General features: G+C 58.8%; 20 protein-coding genes. 10 read left to right on the top strand and 10 right to left on the bottom strand.

Annotated features, from left to right (window positions below; all coding sequences use genetic code 11):
• Positions 1-61 precede the first annotated feature (61 nt).
• Complete coding sequence (locus C5F52_RS08755; RefSeq protein ID WP_104797974.1) at positions 62-1192, top strand: ATP-binding protein; 1131 nt, start codon at positions 62-64, stop codon at positions 1190-1192.
• Positions 1193-1216: 24 nt separating this feature from the next.
• Here C5F52_RS08755 and C5F52_RS08750 read toward each other — a convergent pair whose 3' ends face one another.
• Positions 1217-2053: a nucleotidyltransferase family protein gene (locus tag C5F52_RS08750; RefSeq protein WP_255416362.1), complete on the bottom strand. Its 837-nt coding sequence runs from the start codon at positions 2051-2053 to the stop codon at positions 1217-1219.
• A gap of 196 nt (positions 2054-2249) precedes the next feature.
• On the opposite strand from C5F52_RS08750, the gene tkt reads away from it, so the two are divergent.
• Positions 2250-4325 carry a transketolase gene (tkt, locus tag C5F52_RS08745; RefSeq protein ID WP_104797972.1) on the top strand — a complete coding sequence of 692 codons (2076 nt, stop codon included), beginning with the start codon at positions 2250-2252 and terminating at the stop codon, positions 4323-4325.
• Positions 4326-4363: 38 nt separating this feature from the next.
• Positions 4364-5362: a type I glyceraldehyde-3-phosphate dehydrogenase gene (gene gap / locus C5F52_RS08740; protein ID WP_104797971.1), complete on the top strand. Its 999-nt coding sequence runs from the start codon at positions 4364-4366 to the stop codon at positions 5360-5362.
• 75 nt (positions 5363-5437) lie between these two features.
• Here gap and C5F52_RS08735 read toward each other — a convergent pair whose 3' ends face one another.
• Complete coding sequence (locus tag C5F52_RS08735; protein WP_104797970.1) at positions 5438-5995, bottom strand: TMEM165/GDT1 family protein; 558 nt, start codon at positions 5993-5995, stop codon at positions 5438-5440.
• A gap of 141 nt (positions 5996-6136) precedes the next feature.
• Between C5F52_RS08735 and C5F52_RS08730 the strand changes: the two genes are divergently transcribed.
• Together C5F52_RS08730 and C5F52_RS08725 are read left to right on the top strand one after the other, a co-directional pair.
• A complete protein-coding gene (locus C5F52_RS08730) occupies positions 6137-6799 on the top strand; it encodes an RraA family protein (protein ID WP_104797969.1) in 663 nt (220 codons plus the stop codon).
• 1 nt (position 6800) lies between these two features.
• Positions 6801-7775: a tripartite tricarboxylate transporter substrate binding protein gene (locus tag C5F52_RS08725; protein ID WP_104797968.1), complete on the top strand. Its 975-nt coding sequence runs from the start codon at positions 6801-6803 to the stop codon at positions 7773-7775.
• A 15-nt stretch (positions 7776-7790) separates the two neighbouring features.
• On the opposite strand, the gene C5F52_RS08720 is transcribed toward C5F52_RS08725, so the two are convergent.
• From C5F52_RS08720 to C5F52_RS08700, 5 genes are all read right to left on the bottom strand, one after another.
• A complete protein-coding gene (locus tag C5F52_RS08720; protein ID WP_104797967.1) occupies positions 7791-8252 on the bottom strand; it encodes an MgtC/SapB family protein in 462 nt (153 codons plus the stop codon).
• Positions 8253-8262: 10 nt separating this feature from the next.
• Positions 8263-10773: a cation-translocating P-type ATPase gene (locus C5F52_RS08715; protein WP_104797966.1), complete on the bottom strand. Its 2511-nt coding sequence runs from the start codon at positions 10771-10773 to the stop codon at positions 8263-8265.
• Between the two features lie 70 nt (positions 10774-10843).
• Entirely contained in the window at positions 10844-11227 is a 384-nt protein-coding gene (locus C5F52_RS08710; RefSeq protein WP_104797965.1) for a type II toxin-antitoxin system HigA family antitoxin, read from the bottom strand.
• An 11-nt stretch (positions 11228-11238) separates the two neighbouring features.
• Positions 11239-11532 carry a type II toxin-antitoxin system HigB family toxin gene (locus C5F52_RS08705; RefSeq protein WP_104797964.1) on the bottom strand — a complete coding sequence of 98 codons (294 nt, stop codon included), beginning with the start codon at positions 11530-11532 and terminating at the stop codon, positions 11239-11241.
• Between the two features lie 6 nt (positions 11533-11538).
• Entirely contained in the window at positions 11539-12954 is a 1416-nt protein-coding gene (locus C5F52_RS08700) for a sensor histidine kinase (protein WP_104797963.1), read from the bottom strand.
• Positions 12955-13064: 110 nt separating this feature from the next.
• Between C5F52_RS08700 and C5F52_RS08695 the strand changes: the two genes are divergently transcribed.
• From C5F52_RS08695 to C5F52_RS08685, 3 genes are read left to right on the top strand one after another with little or no spacing between them, the layout of a single operon-like run.
• Entirely contained in the window at positions 13065-13730 is a 666-nt protein-coding gene (locus C5F52_RS08695) for an OmpA family protein (protein WP_104797962.1), read from the top strand.
• A 5-nt stretch (positions 13731-13735) separates the two neighbouring features.
• Positions 13736-14206 (top strand): DUF6088 family protein, encoded by a 471-nt coding sequence (locus tag C5F52_RS08690; RefSeq protein ID WP_104797961.1) that lies wholly within the window; start codon positions 13736-13738, stop codon positions 14204-14206.
• A 60-nt stretch (positions 14207-14266) separates the two neighbouring features.
• Entirely contained in the window at positions 14267-14554 is a 288-nt protein-coding gene (locus tag C5F52_RS08685) for a nucleotidyl transferase AbiEii/AbiGii toxin family protein (protein ID WP_255416360.1), read from the top strand.
• Positions 14555-14577: 23 nt separating this feature from the next.
• Here the strand turns inward: C5F52_RS08685 and C5F52_RS08680 are convergent, their stop codons facing one another.
• Positions 14578-15330 (bottom strand): glycosyltransferase, encoded by a 753-nt coding sequence (locus tag C5F52_RS08680; RefSeq protein ID WP_104797959.1) that lies wholly within the window; start codon positions 15328-15330, stop codon positions 14578-14580.
• 4 nt (positions 15331-15334) lie between these two features.
• Positions 15335-15964: a methyltransferase domain-containing protein gene (locus C5F52_RS08675; protein ID WP_104797958.1), complete on the bottom strand. Its 630-nt coding sequence runs from the start codon at positions 15962-15964 to the stop codon at positions 15335-15337.
• A 78-nt stretch (positions 15965-16042) separates the two neighbouring features.
• On the opposite strand from C5F52_RS08675, the gene C5F52_RS08670 reads away from it, so the two are divergent.
• Both C5F52_RS08670 and C5F52_RS08665 read left to right on the top strand, forming a co-directional pair.
• A complete protein-coding gene (locus tag C5F52_RS08670; protein WP_104797957.1) occupies positions 16043-16333 on the top strand; it encodes a nucleotidyltransferase family protein in 291 nt (96 codons plus the stop codon).
• A complete protein-coding gene (locus C5F52_RS08665; protein ID WP_104797956.1) occupies positions 16330-16677 on the top strand; it encodes a DUF86 domain-containing protein in 348 nt (115 codons plus the stop codon). Before C5F52_RS08670 ends, C5F52_RS08665 begins: the two co-directional genes overlap by 4 nt.
• On the opposite strand, the gene C5F52_RS30025 is transcribed toward C5F52_RS08665, so the two are convergent.
• Complete coding sequence (locus tag C5F52_RS30025) at positions 16670-16948, bottom strand: hypothetical protein (protein ID WP_201746988.1); 279 nt, start codon at positions 16946-16948, stop codon at positions 16670-16672. The two genes, C5F52_RS08665 and C5F52_RS30025, sit on opposite strands and share 8 nt — an antisense overlap.
• Positions 16949-16958 lie beyond the last annotated feature (10 nt).

Below are 16958 nucleotides of genomic sequence, written 5' to 3'. Positions count from 1 at the left end.
ACTTTAAATAAAAGTCGCGACCAAATGACAAACTACTTTAAAAAAGTCGCAAAATAGCGATATGAAACGCTACCTTGATGACCGTGTGCAAGCCGACTTGGCCCACAAAATGGTGTTCCTCACCGGCCCGCGCCAAGTGGGCAAAACCACGCTCAGCCGCCAACTGATTGCGCAGCAGGGCGGGCAATACCTGAACTACGACGTCCCGACCGACCGAGCGCTCATCATCCACCAGCGCTGGAACCCGCAAGCGCCACTGTTGGTGCTCGACGAAATCCACAAAATGCCCGACTGGAAAGCCTGGCTCAAAGGCGTCTATGACGGCAAACCCGACGCCCAGCAACTGTTGGTCACGGGCAGTGCCCGCATGGACACCTTCAGGCAAAGCGGCGAATCGCTGGCTGGGCGCTTTTTTGGTTTGCGATTGCATCCGATCTCGGTGCGCGAATGGTGCGAGCAGACTGGGTCAACGCCCGATGCTGCGCTGACCCATCTGCTGGAGCGCGGTGGTTTTCCAGAGCCTTGCTTGGCTACCGACAACGAACAGGCCGAACGCTGGCGCAGGCAGTACTTCGATGGCCTCGTGCGCAACGACGTGCTGGAGTTTTCGCGCATTCAGGAGGTCAACGCCATCCGTTTGTTTGCCCAGATGCTGCGCTCGCGCGTGGGCTCGCCGCTGTCGTTGGCCAGCATGGCGCGCGACTTGGCCGTGTCACCCGTCACGCTCAAAAAATACCTCGATATTTTGGAAGCGCTTTACATCGTGTTTGTGGTGCGGCCATGGCACGACAACATCGCCCGCTCGGTGCTGCAAAGCCCCAAGGTCTATTTTTATGACACCGGCCTGGTCGAAGGCGATGACGGCCTGCGCTTTGAAAACCTCGTCGCCACCGCCTTGCTCAAACATGTGCAGTGGCAGCACGATGTGCAGGGCAAAGAAGCCGGCTTGCACTACATCCGCACCAAAGACGGTGCTGAAGTGGACTTTGCCTTGAGCGAAAAAAATCAACTCACCCAACTGGTCGAATGCAAACTCTCAGACGAAAAACCGCACCGAGCTTTGCAGCGTTTTGCGCTGGAAAAAGCACCTGTGCAAGCCGTACAAGTGGTGCGCAATGCACGGCACAGCTACACGCTGGGAAACATTCAAATCGCTGCGGCACCTGACTATTTAAATGGACTGGCCGCTTGAATCTGTTCTTGCGCGACTCAGCGTTCAACGCGTCCCATTGAGCTGCGCCAAGCGCTGCGGCGTCCCCACATCCGTCCACGCCCCCGTGTAGAGCGACGCACTCACCGCACCTTCGTCCATCGCGGCGCGCAGCATGGGAGCGAGTGGGGCTTTTACGCCTTTGGGGTTGCCCGCCGGAATGTCGCACCACGCGGCTTCAAAGAAGGCGCGTTTGTAGAGCGCAATGGTGCTGAAGGTGTAGCGCGGTGACTCATGCGCGGTCATGGCTGCGGCTGCCGCAGCGGGGGCCGCTTCGTCCGATTTCTCAGCAGCAAGTGCCAGCTTGGGCAAATTCAAGGCCAAGCCCTCAGCTGTCAAGCCAAAGTCCCCGCCCACGTTGTGCGCAGGGTTGGGCACCAGCCAAAGGTGCGCCAATTGCGGGCTGGCTTTGAAATGCGCAAACGCTTGTGAAGAAAACTCGAATTCAGGCGCAAACACATCGCCCGCAGCCACCCAAAACACATCGTCCAACTGGGGCAAGGCGCGCACGATGCCGCCTGCGGTTTCAAGCGCACCGCCAAAGTCCACGCCTTCGTGGGAGTAACGCAAATGCAAAGGTGCCAAACCGGAGCTAACCAACGCATCGCCAAAGTGCTGCGGAATTTGCTCGCCTAGCCAATCGGTGTTGATGAGCAACTGCTGCACGCCACCGCGCTGCAAGCCTTCCATGGCCCACTGCATCAGCGGCTTGCCACGCACGGCGAGCATGGGTTTGGGCTGCACGTCGGTCAAAGGGCGCATGCGTTCACCGCGTCCTGCCGCCAACAAGAAAGCGGTGGCCTTGTGAGGCTGCGAGGCCTCAGTGGGGTGTGAGGCGGCGATAGAAGTAGGGCTAGAAATGGTGTTCACAGCCGCAGTGTAACGAGGGGGTTTCGGGCCACAGAACGCCACCAAGCCCCAAGCATTCGACCGCAAAAAAGCCGCCAAGCAGCTGACCAAGAACAGTTCGGTCAGGCTGGGGTAGGCCGGCTCGCTAAAATCTTGGTTTTCCCTTATTACCCCACCGGAGCCGCCTGACATGGCAAACACCCAACAAATGGCCAGCGCAATTCGCGCCTTGGCAATGGACGCTGTACAACAAGCCAACTCAGGACACCCCGGCGCGCCCATGGGCATGGCCGACATGGCTGTCGCTTTGTGGGGCGACCACCTGCGTCACAACCCCAAGAACCCCCATTGGTTGAACCGCGACCGCTTTGTGCTGTCCAACGGACACGGCTCGATGTTGATTTACGCGTTGCTGCACCTCACCGGTTACGACTTGCCCATGGACGAGTTGAAAAACTTCCGCGTCCTGCACAGCAAAACCGCCGGCCACCCCGAAGTGGGCGTGACACCTGGCATCGAGACAACGACCGGCCCCTTGGGCCAAGGCATCACCAACGCGGTGGGCATGGCGCTGGCTGAAAAGCTGTTGGCGTCTGAGTTCAACCGCGAAGGGCACGACATCGTCGACCACCACACCTACGCCTTCATGGGCGACGGTTGTTTGATGGAAGGCATCAGCCACGAAGCGTGCTCATTGGCCGGCGCTTGGAAGCTGAACAAACTCATCGCCTTGTACGACGACAACGGCATTTCCATCGACGGCCAAGTGGCCCCTTGGTTCGCTGACAACACACCTGAGCGCTTCAAGTCTTACGGCTGGCAAGTCATTGGCCCCATCGACGGCCACGACGCCGCCGTGGTCAGCCAAGCCATCGCCACCGCCAAACTGAGCGCCGACAAGCCCACCTTGATCGTGTGCAAAACCAGCATCGGCAAAGGCAGCCCCAACCGCGCTGACACGGCCAAAGCCCACGGCGAACCCTTGGGCGCCGACGAAATCGCCTTGACCCGCGCCGCCATCGGCTGGAACCATGCGCCGTTCGACATGCCCAAAGAGGTGTACGCCGATTGGAACGCTGCCGCCAAAGGTAAAGCCCAAGAAGCCGAGTGGAAAACCGCTTTCGCCGCCTACAAAACCGCGCACCCCGCCTTGGCCAAAGAACTGCTGCGCCGCATGGCCGGCGAGTTGCCCAAAAACTTTGCACAAACCGTGGTCGACACCGTCATCGGCGCCCACACCAAAGCCGAAACCGTGGCCAGCCGCAAGGCCAGCCAATTGGCCTTGGAAGCCTTCACCGCCGCCTTGCCCGAGCTCTTGGGTGGCAGCGCTGACTTGACCGGCTCCAACCTGACCAACACCAAATCCACCCCCAACCTGCGCTTTGACTTGGCAGGCAACGTGGTGAAAAACGAAGCAGGCGTTGGTGGCCGTCACATCAACTACGGTGTGCGCGAATTCGGCATGGCCGCCATCATGAACGGCGTGGCTTTGCACGGCGGCTTCATCCCTTACGGCGGCACATTCCTGACCTTCAGCGACTACTCGCGCAACGCCATCCGCATGGCCGCGCTGATGAAGCAACGCATCATCCATGTGTTCACCCACGACTCCATCGGTTTGGGCGAAGACGGCCCCACCCACCAGTCCATCGAACACGCAGCCTCATTGCGCTTGATTCCTAACCTCGACGTGTGGCGCCCTGCTGACACCGCCGAAACCGCTGTGGCTTGGGCTGTGGCTTTGCAAAACAAAAACAAGCCCACCGCGTTGTTGTTGAGCCGTCAAAACCTGCCTTACTTGCCCAAGGGCGATGTCGCAGCCAACGCCACCACCGAAGCCGCTGGCGACATTTCCGGCTTGGACGCCATCAACAAAGGCGCTTACGTGCTGGCCGAGCCCTCGGAAGTGGGCCTCAAGAAAAAGGCGCAAGCCGTCATCTTGGCCACCGGCTCTGAAGTGCAATTGGCCCTGAAGGCACAAGCTTTGTTGGCCGCGCAGAAGATTGCTGTGCGCGTGGTGTCGGTGCCCAGCACCACCACGTTTGATCGCCAAAGCGCCGCGTACAAATCAGCCGTGTTGCCTGCCGACGTGCCCCGCATTGCGGTGGAAATGGGCTCGACCGACGGCTGGTGGAAGTACGGCGTGTCGGCCGTGGTCGGCATCGACACCTACGGTGAGTCGGCCCCTGCGCCCGTGTTGTTCAAGCACTTCGGCTTCACACCTGAGAACGTGGCTGAGACGGTGCAAGCCGTGTTGGCCAAGTAAGACAAGTTTTTGATTTTTAACTTTAGAAGGGTAATTCCATGACTATCAAGATCGGTATCAACGGCTTTGGCCGTATCGGACGTATGGTGTTTCGCGCTGCCGTGCAAAACTTCCAAGACATCGAAGTGGTTGGCATCAACGACTTGTTGGAGCCCGACTACTTGGCGTACATGCTCAAGTACGACAGCGTGCACGGCCGCTTCAAAGGCGAAGTCTCTGTGGACAACGGCGCTTTGGTCGTCAACGGCAAAAAAATCCGCCTGACCCAAGAGCGTGACCCATCGGCCCTGAAGTGGGACGAGATTGGCGCTGACATCGTGATCGAAGCCACGGGCCTGTTTCTCGACAAACCCACCGCTGAAAAACACTTGGCCGCAGGCGCCAAGAAAGTGTTGTTGTCGGCACCCTCCAAAGACGACACCCCCATGTTCGTGTTCGGCGTGAACCACACCACTTACGCGGGTCAAACCATCGTGTCTAACGCCTCCTGCACCACCAACTGCTTGGCACCTGTGGCCAAGGTGTTGAACGACAAGTGGGGCATCAAGCGCGGTTTGATGACCACCGTGCACGCAGCCACTGCCACACAAAAAACCGTGGACGGTCCTTCCAACAAAGATTGGCGCGGCGGCCGTGGCATCTTGGAAAACATCATCCCCTCCAGCACTGGCGCAGCCAAGGCTGTGGGCGTGGTGATTCCTGAGCTGAACAAGAAGCTGACTGGCATGTCTTTCCGCGTGCCCACCAGCGACGTGTCTGTCGTCGACTTGACCGTTGAGCTGAACAAAGAAGCCTCTTACGCCGAAATCTGCGCAGAGATGAAAGCCCAAAGCCAAGGCGCTTTGAAAGGCGTGTTGGGTTACACCGAAGACAAAGTGGTGGCCTCTGACTTCCGTGGCGAGCCATGCACCAGCGTATTTGACGCCGACGCAGGCCTGGCCTTGGACAGCACCTTCGTCAAGATCGTCAGCTGGTACGACAACGAGTGGGGCTACTCGAACAAGTGCTTGGAAATGGTGCGCGTCATCGCCAAGTAATCGGCTGTTGCGCGGGGCACCTTGCGTGCCTTGCACCCCCCAAAAACGCCAGTGCTGCCAAGCGCTGGCGTTTTTTTATGCCAGCAGCACCAGCACGCCCAACACCACAAACACCACCGCGCTGATGCGGTGCACCCACGTCAACGGAATCAGGCGCGTGATGCGCTCGCCAAACCACACTACGGGTGCATTGGCCAGCATCATGCCCAGCGTGGTGCCTGCCACCACCCACAACCACGCGTGGTATTCGGCAGCCAGCATGACCGTGGCAATTTGTGTTTTGTCGCCCATCTCCGCCAAAAAGAAAGCCACCAAGGTGGTGCCAAACACGCCGAATTTGGGGGTGATCGCGGTGTCGTCATCGTCCAGTTTGTCGGGCACCAGCATCCAAGCCGCCATCGCCAAAAACGACACGCCCAAGCCCCAGCGCAAATACGTCGGGTTGATCAAATGCGTCAACCAAGCGCCCAAGCTGCCAGCCAGTGCGTGGTTGGCCACCGTTGCGGCCAAGATACCCCACACGATGGGCCAAGGCTTGCGAAAACGTGCTGCCAAAACCAAGGCCAGGAGTTGTGTTTTGTCGCCCATTTCGGCGAGGGCCACAATGCCCGTGGAGATCAAAAAAGCTTCCAAAATGTGTCCCAAAATAACAAGTCGCTCAGCCGCGACATCGCCCCTCATCACGGTTCACGACCTAGGCGACTCGCTCAGTTTAAGTGAGCGCATTTGTGCGTTAGATTACAAGCGATTGCTCTTCACCCACAGGATCTCACCATGTCGCACGGAATTGAAATTCATCCCCGCCACGCAGCCTTCGCCGAGGGCGTTCGCGCCTTGAGCGGTTTGCCCTCCTCCGTCATCAGCGACGTGATGGGCCGCTTGGTGGGCAGCACCGGCCTACACCCCGTCAACCGTTCGGCCGTCAACGTGTGCGGCAACGCCTTCACCGTGCGCGTGCGCGCCGGCGACAACTTGCTGATTCACAAAGCGCTGGACATGCTGATGCCCGGCGACGTGCTGGTCGTCGACGGCGAGGGCGATGTGTCGCGTGCCTTGGTCGGCGAAATCATGATGACCTCCGCGCGCACACGCGGCGCCGTAGCGTTTGTGATGGACGGCGCGGTGCGCGATGTTGATGCGTTTGAAACCCACCAATTCCCGTGCTGGGCACGCGGCGTGAACTTGCGCGGCCCGTACAAGGATGGCCCCGGCAGCATCAACGTGACCGTCAACGTGGGCGGCATGCAAGTGAACCCGGGCGACATCATCGTGGGCGACGCCGATGGCTTGGTGGCCGTCTCGCCCGCACAAGCGCTGGAGATTGCCCGCTTGTCCAAAGAAAAAGTGGCGCATGAACAAGCCACGATTGCTGAAATTCTCAACGGTACCTATTCATCGGCTTGGGTCGATGCCACTTTGAAAGCGAAAGGTTTTTGACATGACACACACACCACATCCATTCACCCGCCGCAACGCGTTGGTCGCTGCCGCCCTGTGCGCCTTGTCTGGCCTATCTTGGGCTGCGTACCCCGACAAGCCCATCAAAATTTTGGTGCCGTGGGCTGCGGGCGGGGCCACCGATCAAATTGCGCGCATGCTGGCCCAGCCTCTGTCGCAAGCCTTGGGCGTACCCGTGGTGGTGGACAACAAAGGCGGCGCGGGCGGTGTCATTGGCACGCAATCGTTCGTCAAAGAAAAAGCCGATGGCTACACCTTGCTCTTGGCCACCAGCTCCACCAACGCGGCCGCGCCGCATTTGTACAGCAAGCTCGGGTTTGACCCCGCCACCGATTTTTCACCGGTCATCGCGTTGTGCGAAATCCCCAACGTGATGGTGGTGCCCGCCAAGTCGCCATGGAACAGCTTGAAAGACATCGTGAGCGCCGCCAAACAAGCGCCCGGCAAGTTCACCTACGGCTCTGCGGGCATCGGCGGCTCGCAGCACTTGGCGGGGGCGCAATTCAAAACCGCCGCCAACATCGACATTCAGCATGTGCCCTACAAAGGCAGCGGTCCTGCCGCGCAAGACCTGATTGCGGGCCACCTCGACTTGATGATCGACACCGGTTCGTTGGGCAGCATTCGCGGCGGCTTGCTCAAGCCCATCGCCGTGGCATCCAGCAAACGCTTGACGGCCTTGCCCCAAGTGCCCACCTTCAACGAAGCCGGCACGCCCATGCTGGCCTCAGCTTGGTACGGCGTGATGTTGCCAGCGCGCGCACCGGCCGAGGTGGTCGAGCGCTTGAACACCGAGCTCAATAAGTTGCTGAAACAACCCGACATTCGCCAACGCCTCAGCGACATGGGCGCCGAACTCATGGGCGGCACATCCAACGAGTTCGCCAAATTCACGCTGTCTGAAATCAAACGCTACGAAGGCATCGTCAAAGACTCTGGCGCGCCCAAAGAGTGACCTTATGCAGTGCGCTCAGGCGTCGAGGTTGTTTTTCTCATCCTCACGCCGCGCACGAAACAGCTTTTTCGACCACTGCTCCAGCGGACCGCCCAAGATCAAAATCAGCAACATAGCGGCCAACGCACAGGCGCCCACCTCGTAAAAACCAGCCCCAAAGGTGGCGCCCAAAATGGCACAGGCCCACAAGCTGGCCGCGGTGGTCAAGCCGTGGATGTTTTGAGAATGCTCATTGCGCACGATGACGCCTGCGCCCAAAAACCCGATGCCCGTGATCAAGCCTTGCAACACACGGCTCACCGCCTGCGCGTCAAAATCGGGAAAACCAGCAATCAGCAACATCACCAACGCCGAGCCCAGCGCCACCAACGAATGCGTGCGCACCCCCGCCGATTTGTGGTGTATCCAGCGGTTAAGCCCCAGCACAATGCCCGACAGCAATGCCAAGCCCAGCTTCATCGAAATTTCAACCCACATGCGTCATCCTTCACGGTCTCAATGTCATCGTCCATTTGCAGGCCAGCGCACCCCACACGCTGGCCAAGCCAACGCCCACGGCTGTTACCAGTTGTTGAGCGTCTAGCGGTGCAAATTGAAGGGGCTGTGCGAACCACGGCAGGTACAAACACAAGCCCAACCCCAAGAACGTGCCCCCCATCACCCACATCAGCACCGCGTTGCGCACGCGAAGCCCTCGTATCAGTTGCCCCACTTGTGCGCGGTTGGCCCACATCAGCATCACGTTGGACACCACCAGTGTGGTGAACACCATCGTGCGGCTGTGCTGCGCAGACAAGCCCTGCGCCAAGGCATAGGTCACCCCTGTGGCGATCATGACCGAGACGCCTTGCCCCAACGCGCCCAACAAAGCGCGCGCCCCAAAGAGCGGGGCGTAGCGGTCGCGCGGCGGGCGCTGCATCACGTCAGGCTCAGCGGGTTCATTTTCAAAAGCAATGGAGCACGAGGGGTCGATGATGAGTTCTAACAGCGCAATGTGCAGCGGCATCAACAAGGGCGGCAGCGCAAGCAACATGGGCACGAACGCCAAACTCGCAATAGGAATATGGATGGCAAAGATGTAGGCCATCGACTTTTGCAAGTTGCCAAAAATGCGTCGCCCTGCGCGAATGCCTTGCACGATGGAGGCAAAGTTGTCGTCCACCAGCACCAGCGAAGCGGCCTCGCGCGCCACATCGGTGCCACGCAAACCCATGGCCACGCCCACATGCGCGGCGCGGAGTGCGGGCGCATCGTTCACACCATCGCCGGTCATCGCGACCACTTCGCCATTGCGTTTGAGGGCTTGCACGATGCGCAGTTTTTGCTGCGGCGAAATGCGCGCGCACACGCTGGTGTGCCGAAGTTGTTCACGCAACGCCTCGTCCGACAGCGCGTCCATGTCGTCGCCTGTCAAGGTGACACCACCGCGCAAACCCGCTTGGTCGGCAATGACGCGGGCCGTGGCGGGGTAGTCGCCCGTGATCATGATGACTTGAATGCTGGCCGAATGACAGTCGGCCACAGCCTGCGGAATTTCTGCGCGCAACGGATCGCTCAAGCCCACCAAACCCACCCACGCAAACTCAAAGTCATGCTCTGTTGCGGGCCAATCGCTGCCCTCAAACACACCTTGCGCCACGGCCAACACGCGCAGGCCTTGGGCCGCCATGTCATTCACCGCTTGCGCCCATTGCGCTTGCAATTCGGGCGGCATGTGGCACAAACTCATCACCGCTTCGGGTGCGCCCTTGGCCGACACCGTGTGCACCCCTGCGTGGCTGGACTGCCAAACATGCGACATGGCGCGCAACGCCGGGCTGAGCGCGTAGGTTTGCACCAAACGCCAGTCGCGGTGCAGGTGCTCGGTGTCTTGCAAAAACTGTTGGCCGAGTTGATGGAACGCCACTTCCATCGGGTCAAACGGATGCTGGTCGCTGGCCAAAATAGCGTGCTCCACCAAGGCGTGAAAAGCCTCGGGCAAGGCGTTTTCTGGCTGAGCATTTACACCGCGACGCGCCAAGCTCAACACCGTGGGTTGGTGTGCGTTGCCCACGGCCAAGGCTGACACCGTCATGCGGTTTTCGGTCAAGGTGCCGGTTTTGTCGGTGCACAACACGGTGATGGCGCCCAAGGTTTCGATGGCCGTCAAGCGACGCGTCAACACGCCTTCTTGGGTGAGCCTGCGTGCGCCCAATGCGGGCATCAACGCCAGCACCACGGGGTACTCCTCGGGCAAGATCGCCATCGCCAACGCAATGCCCGACAACAACGCGGGCACCCATGCGCCGTCGCGTAAACCCAAGATCAACACCATCGCCACGCACAACACGAAGGTGATCCAAGCCAGCACCTTCACCAACTGCGCCGTCTGCTGCTGCAACGGCGTGATGTCGTCTTCAATTTGATTCAGCGTCGCACCGATGCGCCCCATTTGCCCGCGCATACCCGTGGCCGTCACACGCACCATGGCGTGACCACGCACCACAAACGTCCCGGCAAAGACAAGGTCCACTTTGTCTACCGGCACCGACTCGCCCGTCAGCATCGACTCGTCCACCTGCAGTTGATCGGTTTGCACCAAATCGCCATCGGCGGCAATGCGGTCGCCCTCCGAGATCAACAACACGTCGCCCACCACCACCTCGCGCGACGGAATTTTGATGCGCTGCCCATCGCGCACCACGTGTGCAAAAGGCTGGCTCAATTGGCGCAACGCATCGATGGCGGCCTCTGACTTGCCCTCTTGGTAAAACGTCAGCGCCAGCACCGCCAACACAAACACACACAGCGTCAAGCCCTCGGCCAAATCGCCCAAAAGCAGGTACAAAGTCGCAGCCAACACGAGCAACGCAAACATGGGCTGACGCAACATGTCCCACAACCGTTGCAACACCCCACGCTTGTGGGCGGCCTCCAAGACATTCGGGCCATCCATCGCCAGTTGTTGATGCGCTTGCTCGGCGGTGAGGCCGGTGTGTGGTTCGGGTGTGGGCGTCATGTTGACATCATGCCTCTCACTTAACGCCTCTTTAGACAGCTTGCTGTATTTTTACTGCGCGTCTGGCGTCTCAAGCAACCAACAACTCTTCCCGCAAAAGATAGGGTTTCACCAGCACATCCGCAGGCAAATTAAGTTGCGTGACCAAGCGACGAATCATCTCAAGTGTCAAAGGGCGGGTTTTGTTCAAAATATCGGCCACACGGCCACGAGGGCCAATCATGGGCTCAAGGTCTTTACGGCTCAGCCCACGGCTTTCCATGACGTGTTCAATGAACTCAATGGGGTCTGGATCAGCAATCGGAAAGTGTGTTTTCTCGTAATGCTCTACCAGCAGGGTGAGCACATCCAAGCGCTCTGCTTCAGCCGATTTGGCGGGTGCTGACCAAAGTTGCTCGATTTCATCCAACGCAGCTTTGTAGTCTTTTTTGTTGTGAATTGTTCGGATGTCCATTTGGTTCTCCTTTAAACAGTTAAGACGTCAATCTTGTCGTATTGCGCGTGTGTGCCGACAAATTTCACAAACAACAAACCTTTGTCATAGCGCACCAGCACGACCAATCGGTAGTCATTTCCTTTGATGTTGAACACCACGCGGTTGTTGGCTGTAAAGCTTGCATTTCTGTAGGCCGCTTTGATGTCTGCGGGCGACTTCCATTGGGCTCTACTCGCCAACGCGTACCAAGCCTGTAAGGGCGTTTGTGCGTCAGGGTGCCTTGTCCAAAAGGCACGAAGGGTAGATATCGCAATGATTCGCATGGCTTATTATGCTACCAATTTGGTAACAGGCAACGCCAACACCACCCGCGCGCCGCCGCTGGGCCCGTTGTCTAGCGTCAACTCGCCGTTGTGCAATTTGGCGATGTTGCGGGCAATCACCAAGCCCACGCCCATGCCATCGGGTTTGGTTGTGAAAAACTGTCTCCCTGCGGTGGTCAGTGCTTCGGGGCTCAAGCCGGGGCCGTTGTCTTGAGTGCACAGCTGCATACGGTCGCCTTGTCGATGAATCAGCACCTCGATCACCATCTGCTGGTCGGGCAGGCGCGCTTGCATGGCATTGCGAAACACGTTCAGCACAATTTGCGACAGCTGCACCGCATCGCCCTTCACCAGCGGCAAGGCCTCGGTGCAACGCACCTCAAAACTCACCTCTGGGCATCGCGCCGGAATGGGCAGCAAGTCCATCACGCTTTGCACCACCGCTCTCAAATCGACCGTCTCCATTTGGACGGCTTGGGGTTTGATGAAATTGCGTATGCCCCGCAAAATTTGGCTCGCTCGCTCGATCTGTTTTTCCAAGCTGTTCAAACTCTCTGCCAAGACCGGCGCCGCAAGCGTCATGCTCGCCAACTCGGTTTTTGCCACAAAGCAATCCATGCGCGCCGCCGTCAGCGGTTGGCTCAACTCATGCGCCAACGCCGCTGACATTTCGGCCATGCTGCGCTGACGGTCCATCTTGGTCAGCTGTCCGCGCAACACGTCAGACACCTCGCGTTGCTCCTGCGCCACCGCCAATTGCAAATTTTGGCGCATCGCCCGTTCCAAATAAAGGCCCATGATCGCCACACTGCCAATCACCGCCGCCAGCAAGCCGCCCACCGTCGTCAAGATGCTGTCAATGTCAGACGCCACGGCATCGGGGTGCGCCCAACCCACCAGCACCCGCAACAACCGCAGGCCCATCAAGGCACTCGCCATCGCGTAGACACCGCTCAGCCAACGCGCACTGTGGCTCTTCTCTTGCACCACCACCGCCCAAGCCAGCCAAGCCGTCCAGCCAAACAAAGAAGCCATCACCACCAACGACCACATAAAGCGCAAATAGGCATCGGCCAAGCCAAGTCGAAAATACTCCTGCAGCGCCAAAACCCCCAGCCCCAAAGCCAAGCCTGCGAACGCCCGATTGACGCGACCCAGCTCTGTGCGCAACGCATGCACATGCATCAAGTTGCCCAAATACAAACCCCCATTGGCCACCGCGTAAGACACCCAAGCAGGCACATGGTCACGCATGCCCACCAGCAAAATGCCCACGCCAAACACACCACCCCCCAAGCACCACCAATTTGCCGCCGATGAACGCTGGCCCGCCAAAAAGACCCACGCCGCGGCAGGCATGACCAAGTAAAGCAAACCCGCGATCAGGTACGCGGTGGGGATGTCATAAACAGAATGAACCATGTAGTTTTGTTTTCAAGGCGTTTGCTTGCAATTCTTTGTTGGGTGAAAAACAATCACCAACGATGTTCTAGTCTAGAGTCAAGTCCTTTCATCTCTAAAGGAGAACTTTCATGTTCAAAAAAACAACCATCTTCACTCACCTCGGTGTAGCAACTTGCGCAGTCGCGGTTTTGTTAACGGGTTGTGCCACAGCAACCCCCGAACAAAAAGGGGCGGGCACCGGCGCATTGATCGGGGCCGTGGCTGGGCAAATCTTGGGTCATGACTCACGCTCTTCGGCCATCGGCGCGGGCTTGGGCGCGTTGGGCGGCTATGTCTGGTCGAAAAACATGGAAGACAAAAAACGCGCCATGGAGCAAGCCACAGCGGGCACGGGCACGGTGGTCACACAAACCTCGGACAACCAGCTCAAGCTGACCATCCCAAACGACATCTCGTTTGACACGGGTCGCTATGACATCAAACCCAATTTACGCCCCATCTTGGACCAGTTCGCCCAAGGTCTGTCGCAGCAGCCCGGCACCGAGGTGCGCATCATCGGGCACACCGACAACACGGGCAGCGATGCGGTCAACAACCCGCTGTCGGTCAACCGTGCGCAAAGCACACGCGACTATCTGGTGGCACGCGGCGTGAGTAGCAGCCGCATCACCATCGATGGCCGAGGAGAACGCGAACCGATTGCCGACAACACCACCGAAGTCGGTCGTGCGCGTAATCGCCGGATCGAGATTTTCTTGGCCGAGCGTGCGCAAGGAGGCATGACAAGGCCTTAACGCGATTGACCAAAGAGGGCTTGCTTTTGAGGCTTGGCCGAGGGGTCTATGCCCTGCCTGTCCAAGGACGTTTTGGGGCACGACCACCTTCAACGGAGTCGGTTGTAGAAGCCATCGAAGCAGCGAGCGGCGAAATCGTGGTGGCCAGTGGCGCGTCAGAGGCCAATGCGTTGGGACTCACGACCCAAGTGCCGCTCAAAGAGATTTTTCTGACTTCAGGGCCATCACGCAAACTGTATTTAGGTAGCCGAGAAGTCGAACTCAAGCACGGAAATCGTTGCCAATTGTTCATGGGCAAACGTCCTGCAGGGAAAGCCATCCGCGCTCTTTTGTGGCTGGGTCCTGAGCAAGCGCCCACCATCATGCAGACCTTGCGCACCAAGCTCGAAGTTTCGGAGTGGGAAGCCATACGTGCAGCCAGAGCCGTTTTGCTTAGCTGGATGGCTAGGGCAGTGAGCGAGATTGCAAGTGTCTGAGTCATGGTTCACTCTCAGTCGCAAAGACCAATCTGAAGCATTGGAAGTTGCGGCTGCTAAATCAGTTTCCCAACGGCGCAGCCTTTGGTAATGGGCGCGGAGAGGACCTTCTGGGAAAAGGCGACTGCTGCGCATGTCTACAGCCTTCAAGGCAAATTGCGCGGCGAGCGGTACTCACGACACTGGTACGACTTGGCGGCCATGGCTAAATCTGGTCACGCACAAACTGCGATCAAAGATCTGCAACTGGCTAAAGCAGTGGCCGAACACAAAGCCATGTTCTTTGCCGAGGTCCTCGGCATTTGCACTTTGCTGCAGCAAGAGATCAACGTTGAAGAACACGCATGAACAACATGGAGCTGCGCTAACTCTTACAAAACAGCAGGGTCTTGCCATTTGCGTTGGTACAAGGCGCACGAGGCGGTCCAGGCTTGAGATCGGGCAGAGGCGCCGCCGCTCGCGTGGGTCAGGGCCAGGGGCCAGGTGCCCAGCTTCAGGCCGGCTTTTTGGGCTGAGCGGCAAAAGTCGAGGTCGTAGAGGTGAAAGCCCAGTTGCGGGTCGAAGGCCACGCCGCGCGATTTGAGCAGCGCGCCACGGGCTGCGAGGAACATGCCGTCGAGCAATTGCACGGCGGCGGGTGCGGGGCCATAGACCGTGATGAGGCCTGGGTCTTGCGCAGTTGGGCTCGATGCTTGTTGAGCCGTGCTCGGTGTTTGCGGGCCATGCAGCACTGCGCCGCTGAGCCAATCGATGTCCAGCGAGCCTTCGCAACGCTTGCCGTTCACCATGCGGCTAGGCTGCAAATACCACGTCTCTTGTCCGGGCTGACGACGGCGGTTGCCGGCCACGCCCACCACATCAAACATCGACAAGGCCTCGGGCAAACGGGCACCGGTCATCCAGTCGTCGATGGCGACGTCGTCGTGCACGAACACCAAAATTTCGTCACCGCTGCTGGCCTGGATCGCGGCGTTGTAGACATCGGCCAAGGGGCGCGTGTTTTGCGCGGCCAGCTGCAGACGCAAAGGCGTCAATTGGCCCAGCACTCGAAGCGAACGCGCCAAGGGGCTGGAGGCCTCGAATTCAGATCGGGTCAAGCGGGTGGCGGAGACGAAGGTCAGCATGACTTTACGGAGCGGGGTTGGGGAGGAAGTGTTGGGTGGCCAGCGTGCGGATTTCGGGTTCGGCGGTGGGCGCAACGGTGGCGATGAGCCAGAGTTCGAAGCGCGATCGCAGGCGCATGGCGGCGTGGGAGGCGAAGCCGGCTTCGTTGACCACGGCGCTCAGCAGGCTGCGGGTGTAGCCGCTTTTGTGCTCCATGAAGGTGTGGCCCGCCGCTCTGCCCTGCGCGACCAGGCCCTGGTGGCTGAAAACCATGTCATAGGGCCGGATGCCTGCGTAGGCCACATCCATCAAACGGTCTTGCGCAATCATCTCGGCGGCGGCCTGCAGGTCGGGGCACACCAGCAGCAAAAAACCATCGGGGCGCAGCACCCTCCGCCACTCGCGCAGCGCGGGCACGGCTTGGTCGAGGTACAGGTGCTCAATGCAATGCGAAGAAAACACCGCGTCCATGCAGGCATCGGGCAGCGCCGACAGGTCATTCGCGGGGGCCAGCACATCGGGGTGCACGGCGGCGTCGGCGTCCAGCCGCACCTCGGTCCATTGCGGCGCGGCCAAGCCGGGCGGACGCAAGCCCGAGCCTGCGGGGCCGCTGCCGATGTTGAGCCATTGACGGGTGGGGGTTGGGGTGGGCATGGCGGTGTTGGGAGATTATCGCCAGCAGGGCTGGCTGCTGTTTGTAATAACATCAGTTTTCAACGTTGGAGAACACTCATGAAGCCGTCTCTTGCCCTGCAAACAAACCGTGCCGCCATTCGCACTGTGGTCGAGCGCCATCGCGCCCGCAATGCGCGTGTTTTTGGTTCTGTGGTCCATGGTGATGATCATGAGGGCAGTGACTTGGACATCTTGATTGACCCCACGGCAAACACCACGCTGATGGATATCGCCAAAATTCAAGTTGAGCTAGAAAAACTTTTGGGCGTGTCGGTGGACGTACTGACCCCCAAGGCCCTGCCTGAGAAGTTCCGTCAATTCGTATTGGCCGAGGCCGTTGCCGTATGAACAAAGCATTGAGAGTTCCTGATTACTTGGGTCACATTCTTGCTGCGATTGAGCGCATCGAACGCCACACGACCGATGTGGATGAACTTGGGTTTTTGAACAGTGAATTGATTCAGGATGCGGTGATCCGCAACATCGAAATCATTGGCGAGGCGGCGAACAACATACAACGCGTTGATGCAGCTTTTGCGGCAGCGAATGATGAAATTCCATGGCAGGTCATGTATGCCATGCGCAATCGTGTATCACATGGCTATGACAAAGTCGATTTTGAAATGGTGTGGAACACCATCTGCAACGACTTGCCTGACCTCTACAAGTTGGTGAAATCGGTTTCTATTTAAGGGGTGCGGTGTTTTTTAGGCGCTTGCCTGCAAGCGACCTCAACTCAGCAGCTAACTTAAAGCGCATCTGACGATCCGTAATGATCTCTTGCGCTTCAGCCATGGCTTTCAAGCTTTGAGCGTTGGGCGCTTTCATGATCTCCATCGCCTCATTCAAAAGCGCCTGCGCAAAAGCGGGGTCGGTTTGTACGCGAGCAGCCACGGTATCCCTGAAATCTCGGGTCAGTGCCATGTCATTTACCTTGAGCCGTTCTTCTATCTGAATACTCATATTTTAAATT

The organism is Limnohabitans sp. TS-CS-82 (assembly GCF_002943475.1).
This window is presented reverse-complemented; position numbering and strand designations above follow the sequence as displayed.